Below are 902 nucleotides of genomic sequence, written 5' to 3'. Positions count from 1 at the left end.
GATGAGGTTGCCGAAGGCGTCGTAGTCGTAGTGGCGATCGCCCTGCATCAGCAGGCGGTTGCCGTAGATGTTCGCCGGGCCGGGGCGGTTTTGCATGAGCAGGTTGCCGGCCGGGTCGTGGGCGAAGCTTTCGGGTTGTTGGTCGCGGCTGTGGCGGACGCGGATCAGGCGGTCGAGGGCGTCGTACTGGTAGACGCGCTGGCCTTGGCGGGTGTCGGTGATGTGATCGAGATTGCCGTTGGCGTTGTAGGCATAGTCGCGGCGGTAGCGCAATTGTCGGTTTTGGCTGACAGCGTGAGCCTTGAGACGGCCTTGATCGTCGTAGGCGTATTCACTGAGCAGCAAGCCTTGTTGACGCTGCTGTTCCCGTCCGAACTTGAATTGGTGCGTCGTGAGCGGCGAACCGTTCAGGTCGATGGCAGTTAGAGCACCGCCCTTGGCATGGTAGTAATCGAGTTTGCTGCCGTCGGGCAGGCGCATGCGTTTGAGTTGGCCGCAGGCATCGTAGGCATAACGCAGGGTGCCCCAGCCCTGGTGTTCGGTGATCAGCCGATCCTGGAGATCGTATTCGAACGCCAGTGGATGGTTCTGGCCGTCGTCGACGCTCGTCAGTCGTCCGAGCCTGTCGTAGTGGTATTGAACCTTGATGCCGTCGGGCAAGGTTTTGACCAACAGCCGCCCAGCGCTATCGCGCTCATAAGCCGTGACCCATAAAGAACCGTCATCCCCGTACTCGGTCTTTTCCAGCAGATGGCCGCCGAGGTCGTAGGCATAAGCCGTGCGCCGGCCATCGAACCCCGTTTCCTGTCGGATCAGTCCGCGAGCGGTGTAGTCCAGCAGGTATTTCTCGCCGGACTCGTTCTCGATTTCCGTCAGCAGCAGTTGCGCGTGGTCGTAGCGGT

The 902-nt window shown here is 61.1% G+C and carries 1 pseudogene; it reads right to left on the bottom strand.

The features are described from left to right. Positions 1 to 902, bottom strand: a pseudogene (locus tag GIW69_RS26135) (hypothetical protein); the annotation flags it as partial.

This window comes from Pseudomonas syringae (assembly GCF_021605415.1).
Taxonomy (GTDB): domain Bacteria; phylum Pseudomonadota; class Gammaproteobacteria; order Pseudomonadales; family Pseudomonadaceae; genus Aquipseudomonas; species Aquipseudomonas syringae_S.
The sequence above is the reverse complement of the archived record's forward strand: the minus strand, read 5'-3'. Positions and strand labels throughout refer to the sequence as shown.